We start from the raw sequence: 6,233 nt of genomic DNA, 5'->3' as shown, positions 1-6,233 counted from the left end.
TGTCCAAGCCATTATTGTTCTCCATCAGTTGTAGCAAACCGATAGAATCATAACTGACTGTAATCACTCAACTACTTTTGGGTCAGGCTCTTAGGGGATCAAAGTTTAAGGGTAGAGCCTTTTTTAATAATCGTAAATTTAATGACACCACCGATTTTTCAAATGTCGAATTTACTGTCGCGCCTGAATTTTATAATGCGGAGCTTCATTCGGATATTAGTTTTCGCGGCACTGATTTTTTTGACAAAGGCGATGCCCATGAAAAAGTGGAAGCGGCGAATGCCTATCGTGTTTTAAAGCTCCGCATGGAGGATTTTCGAAATCGTTCTGAGCAAGGGCGCTTTAATGTGTTGGAACAACGTGCCAAGCGGACGTCGGATTTGCAAGGCTGGGACAAGTTTTTGTCTTGGATTTATGATGTGACGTCGGAATATGGGACCTGTACGAGCAGGCCACTGGCTTGGCTTTTAGCCGTCTCTGCCTTTTTCTGTTTTGTCTATTTTTTCGGATATAACATGCCTTTTGTTGATGGAACACCAAAGACATTGGGCAGCCTGACTTCAAAAACCTTCAACTTTACCATTGAGCAGATTGTGCATCCCTTTCAGGTCTGGTCAGGAAAATATAAATCGCTTGTTCCCTTTAATATTACGACGGGCGTAAAACTCCTCGCCTCGCTGCAATCTATTATGAGTTTTACGTTGCTGGCTTTGTTTTTGCTGGCTTTGAGGTGGCGGTTTAAGTGCGACTAATGGGGGAAAGGTCCCTGTTTTCACAGGGACAGAGTTATTTTTACATTCTGCTAAAGAGAATTCGTCAAGCCGCATACGTTGCGGCTTAATGGGTAAATGCCATTTACTTGAGCAAACCCATTATGGCGCAACGAGGTGCGCCATGACGGTTCTTGCTGAGCATAAATTGTTAGGCCGCTTGGATGGCCTTGGTTCTGACGTTTCTGACGTCTTTGAGGAAGTGTTCGATTTCTTTTTTCAGGTTGGTGAATTGTTGATCGATATCTTCTACGCCTTCCTTGACATTATCGGCCACCGTGCAAGAAGAGGTCACGTCTTGCTGCATCGAACCAATAAAGCCGTCTACTTCTTGGACGGATTGGGCTGAGACGTCGATGTTGCGCGCGATATTTCCGGTGGCTGCGGCTTGTTCTTCTACGGCTGCCGCGATGGTGGCGTTGACTTGGTCGATTTCGCTGATGGAGCTGGAGATATTTTGAATGCTCGTAACCGTATCATGGGTGGCGGATTGGATATCATTGATATATTTCTGGATATCATCAATGGCCGCACTGGTTTGGGTGGCGAGGTTCTTGACTTCACTTGCCACAACCGCAAAGCCTTTGCCTGCTTCACCAGCGCGCGATGCCTCAATAGTCGCATTCAGAGCCAGCAGGTTGGTTTGTTCAGCAATATCGGTAATCAGACCTGCGACTTCGCCTATCTTTTCTGCCGCAACAGAGAGTTCCTCCACGGTTGTCCCGGTATTGGTTGCCTGCTGCACGCCTTCACTTGATTTTTTGGAGGAATAGTTCACCTGCTCACTGATCTCGCTGATGGAAGACGCAAGTTCATCAGCAACCGAAGCAATCTCGGCGATATTCTGACTGGCCGTGGCGGAACTTTGAGTGACCTGTTCAGAACGCCCCAGGGTCTGGGTGGTGGAGTTTTTCATCTCTTTCGACATCTCAGCCATAGTATTAAGCGATGCCACAACTTCATCCAGAACTGAGCCGATCTTGTCATCAAACAGGCGGATCATCTCTTTGCGTTTAACCGCACGGTCGCGTGAACCCTGGTTGGTACGATCGGTTTCCAACGCCAGCTCATCAGCGCGGATCATATTATCTTTAAAGACCAGCACAGCTTTTGCCATGCCGCCAACTTCGTCAGATCGTTCGGTCGCCGGAATTTCAATCTCTTTATCCCCGCCAGCCAGCTTCGCCATCGCATCAGTCATGCGACTGATGGGATTCACGATACTACGGCCCAACAGGATCAATAAAAGGCCGGATGCGATGGCGGCAAAGATATAGCCAACGGTGGTGACGTAAGAAGCAGTCGCCAGGGATTCTTCAGACTCCACCATGGCTTCGCTTAAGTGATGTTGGATATGTTCCCCAATTGCCCCGATGTTGCGATCCAGTCGATCGCCCACCAAATCAACGGTCAGACTGAGGCGCGTAAGGGCGGCAAAGTTGGGTTCTCCCTTTTCCACCATGGGGGCAAAGCCTTTGTCGAGTTCAAACATCAGCTTGTCCAGGTCTTTGCCTGTCTGCACCACAAGAGGTTTGAGTTCTTCCACATCAAGATATTTGGAAAGGGTATCTTTGTTGGCGAGCAAGAGCTTGCCGTTATCGGTAATGATTTCAAATTGGTCGCCGTCAATATCTTCATTGGCGAAAGCGACGATCATTTTATTGGCCATGGAAATCACGACTAGATTTTGACGTCTGAGTAAATTCAGAAAATCAATTTCGGTTCGTAGTTTATTGGTGACCTCGGCACTTTGGGTGGCTTTCATATTGGTCCACAGGCCGGTCCCCCAGATGACTGACAAGGCGGCCAGCACGATCACACAGATCAGGAAAATCTTCTTTTTGATGGTCAGGTTCATTTTTAGCGCTCCGTACAGAGACACGACCAGTTTTCTGGCTTGTCCCCACTGTTCTCTTCCTCCTGTTATTTTTATTGTTGAGGGTTTATCCAACTCTTGCTCAAAGTTGCTTATCGTTTTTGTTGGAACAGTTTTAACAAAAAGGGACGTGCCGCTTAAATGGGCAAAAGCGTGTTTTCTACGTAAAAACCCATAAAAGTCACAAAAATTTGTAAATTGTTTTCATTCGTGCATTTTTGTGTGCGGAATTTCGCGCATGACAATTCAGGCAATAAGCGGAAATCCGCCATACCGCATTGCGAAAGATAATTATCTTACATTAAGGTATTTTAGTGCAGGATTACTCTATTGCGATTCGCTCGCAAGTTCCTTCAACCAAACATCCTTCAGGCATTGGCGCACACTATCCATGGGTGAAATGGCGACAATGATCTGACCAAAGGCATCCTGCAACGCGCGGATGGCTTTTAAGACTTCTTCGGAACGGTCCCGCTCCATAGTTTCACGGCCAATGGCATACATTTGTTCAAACGCAGCCTTCTTTATTTCATTGAGCTGATCTGCAAGGGAGGTAGCCGACAAACAGGGTGTTTCTTCCAGCAGCCAGGTCATTTCTGTCAGGCTTTCCAGAATGATGGAGCGTAATTGTTGATCTGTAACATTGCTAAAGCTGGCATTGTCTGCATTATGCGCCATAATTATATCCCTATATTATCGTTGCCCCTCTTCTAGAAGATATCCTTGCCCATGTCGAAAATAATCTTGTTCAACAAACCATTTAATGTGCTGTGCCAATTCACCGACGAAGGCATCGAACGAGAGACATTGGCCGATTACATCAAAATCCCCGGCGTCTATGCCGCAGGACGACTGGATAAGGACAGCGAGGGTTTATTGCTGCTGACCGATGACGGCCCCACACAGGCGCGGATTTCCCATCCTAAATTCAAGCTGCCCAAGACCTATTGGGTACAGGTGGAAGGTGTGCCGACAGAAGAAGCGCTTGAGGCTTTACGAAAAGGTGTGGAATTAAAAGACGGCAAGACCCGCCCGGCCAAAGCCCGCCTGATGAATGAACCCGACATTCTGTGGGAACGCGCACCACCGGTGCGTTTTCGTGCAAAAATCCCCACCAGCTGGATTGAACTGACCATCAAGGAAGGCAAGAACCGTCAGGTGCGGCGTATGACAGCAGCTGTTGGCTTCCCTACCCTGCGGCTAATCCGCTATGCCATCGGAAATTGGAGCCTCGACAACATCCCAACAGGAGAATTGAAAGAGACCCTTTTGCAGGAAGGCGATCTTCCTAAACTGCCGCCCCAACGTAAATCACCAAACCAAAATTCACACAGAAACAAAAAACATCGTAGAAACAAGGGATAAAAACATTTATTCTATCTAAAACGATATGGAACGAGGGCTCAGATGTCAGCTGCAGATAAAACCAAACGAGAAAAAGAACGCTTTGTCGCCCTCTCCTTTTGCCGGGCTGACCTTCTGTTTGAATTAAATGACAATCACGACATTGAATTTGTCGCAGGTGCCACCCCCGTTCTGGTCGGAAAAAACCCGGATGAGATGCAAGGTACCTCCTTTGTCGATTATGTCCACAAACAAGATCACAAATTGCTGGCTGAACTATTTAAGACGGCCAGCAACAAAGGCCGCCTGGATGACATCACCCTTCATTTAAAAGGCCCCGGTGGCAAGAAGGTTCGGACCTCCATTTCCGGATACCGCGTACCGGACTTCAACAATCACTTTTTCCTGGCGATCAAGGTGAACCTGCAAAAGGCCATCGGCAAGATCGAACCGTTGATCAAGGATGATGAAACCGATCTGCTTGAAACCGAATCATTCTCTCAGGTCGCATCCGAACGTGTGACCTCCTTTATCCGCGCAGGCGGGGATGCGCAAGTATCCATGGTGAAGGTCAATCATCTGGACAGTTTGCTCAATACCGTTGGGGCAACCGACAAGAAAAAACTGCTGGGTGAAATCGGAAAAGTCTTAAACGACAATTCTATCGGCGGCGATACCGCCAGCCGCATTGATGGTGACAGCTTCAGTTTTGCCCATGCCGAAGGGGTGGATACCAACGCGATTAACGCACAGATCGAAGCCCTGGCAGCCCAAATCCATCCGGATGGCGATATGGTGCAGGCGATTTCCAGCACATTGGATGTGGATGGCGCAGGCATGAGTGAAGATCAGGTCGCCCGTGCCTTGATCCACACCATGCAGAAATTCTGTGAGAACAAGGGCTCGGTTCGTGAAAATGCCCTGTCTGATGTGCTTTCCGGCATGATGACCAATACGGTCAAGAACGTTGGCTTTATTAAAGAAGTGTCCAAATCCATGGATCTGGATATCTTCTTCATGCCGATCAATGATCTGAAAAAAGGCTATGTCCATCACTTTGAAGGCCTGGTTCGCTTTAAAGGGGAACACGCGAAAGAATCGCCCTTCCATATGATCTGTCTGGCTGAAGAAGTCGGGATCATCTGTGATCTGGATATGGCGATTGTAAAAAAGAGCATTGAACGCGTCCATCACTTCCGCCAGAAAAAGTTCCTGCCCCCCGTGGCGATCAACCTGTCTGGTGCATCCCTCAGTAACGAGATGTTCATGAAGACATTACACAAGATGCTGAAAGATGCGCCTGAAATGTCAGGCCATCTGATGTTTGAGGTCACAGAATCCGCCCGCATTGAAGACCTGCCCAAGGTGAACAAAATCCTGCAGTCCATCCGTAAAATGAAATTTGAAGTCTGCCTGGATGACTTTGGCGCCGGTTCCGCCAGCTTTGACTATCTGAACGGGCTGGATGTAGATGTGGTGAAATTTGATGGCCCCGTGGTCAAACGTGCCTATCAAACAGAAAAAGGCGGTGACCTTTTGCGTGCGATGTCCAACATGTGTCATGACCTGAACATCCACACCGTAGCAGAAATGGTGGAAGATGAACCGATGGCCAAACATATGGCAGACTGTGGCATCGATTTCGGTCAGGGCTGGCACTTTGGCAAGCCAGATCCGGACCCACTACAATATTCGCGCAATTTTGCACCGACCAACAAAGTTCGTATGGGTGACAAGTGAGTAAGAAAGCTTACCTGATTATTGGCAATACGGGTGCAGGCAAAAGCACCTATGCCAAAAAGCTGGCGGTTGAAAAGAAGGCCCATATCTTTAATGTGGATCAGTGGATGAAAACCCTGTTCCTGATGGATATGCCCGACCCGCCACAATACCAATGGGCCTTGGAACGCACGCAACGCATTGAACGACAGATGCTGCTGGATGGGGTGCAGCTTTTATCCAATCAGATCAATATCATTCTGGATATTGGCTTTTTTGCCAGAGAACAACGAGACCGGGTCAAAAGCGTCTTAACCAAAGCAGGCTTTACCTACGAATGCCATTATCTGGACATTAGTAAAGAAACCCGTTGGCAACGCGTACAACAACGCAATACAGAAAAGACGGATACTTTTCAGTTTGAAGTCTCCCAAGAGATTTTCGAATTCTGCGAGACAATCTTTGAAGTCATGGATGAAGATGAATTGGCAGATCACACCATCCACATCACCGAGAATTAAGAC

General features: G+C 47.7%; 5 protein-coding genes and 1 pseudogene. 4 read left to right on the top strand and 2 right to left on the bottom strand.

What is annotated here, in order from left to right; genetic code table 11:
• Positions 1 to 77: 77 nt before the first annotated feature.
• The gene (locus RYZ26_RS07605; protein ID WP_317682583.1) at positions 78 to 752 is read left to right on the top strand and encodes a hypothetical protein; all 675 of its coding nucleotides are present in this window, start codon (positions 78 to 80) and stop codon (positions 750 to 752) included.
• 169 nt (positions 753 to 921) lie between these two features.
• Here the strand turns inward: RYZ26_RS07605 and RYZ26_RS20005 are convergent.
• Together RYZ26_RS20005 and RYZ26_RS07595 are read right to left on the bottom strand one after the other, a co-directional pair.
• Positions 922 to 1,995: pseudogene (locus tag RYZ26_RS20005) on the bottom strand (methyl-accepting chemotaxis protein); the annotation flags it as partial.
• A gap of 978 nt (positions 1,996 to 2,973) precedes the next feature.
• Complete coding sequence (locus RYZ26_RS07595; protein ID WP_317682581.1) at positions 2,974 to 3,324, bottom strand: hypothetical protein; 351 nt, start codon at positions 3,322 to 3,324, stop codon at positions 2,974 to 2,976.
• A 51-nt stretch (positions 3,325 to 3,375) separates the two neighbouring features.
• Between RYZ26_RS07595 and RYZ26_RS07590 the strand changes: the two genes are divergently transcribed.
• The 3 genes from RYZ26_RS07590 to RYZ26_RS07580 are packed head-to-tail and all read left to right on the top strand — an operon-like array spanning position 3,376 to position 6,230.
• Positions 3,376 to 4,011: an rRNA large subunit pseudouridine synthase E gene (locus RYZ26_RS07590; protein WP_317682580.1), complete on the top strand. Its 636-nt coding sequence runs from the start codon at positions 3,376 to 3,378 to the stop codon at positions 4,009 to 4,011.
• A gap of 42 nt (positions 4,012 to 4,053) precedes the next feature.
• Entirely contained in the window at positions 4,054 to 5,730 is a 1,677-nt protein-coding gene (locus RYZ26_RS07585) for a sensor domain-containing phosphodiesterase (RefSeq protein WP_317682579.1), read from the top strand.
• Entirely contained in the window at positions 5,727 to 6,230 is a 504-nt protein-coding gene (locus RYZ26_RS07580) for a P-loop nucleotide/nucleoside kinase family protein (protein ID WP_317682578.1), read from the top strand. Before RYZ26_RS07585 ends, RYZ26_RS07580 begins: the two co-directional genes overlap by 4 nt.
• The last annotated feature ends 3 nt before the right edge of the window (positions 6,231 to 6,233 follow it).

This window comes from Terasakiella sediminum (assembly GCF_033100395.1).
GTDB lineage: Bacteria > Pseudomonadota > Alphaproteobacteria > Rhodospirillales > Terasakiellaceae > Terasakiella.
The sequence above is the reverse complement of the archived record's forward strand: the minus strand, read 5'-3'. Positions and strand labels throughout refer to the sequence as shown.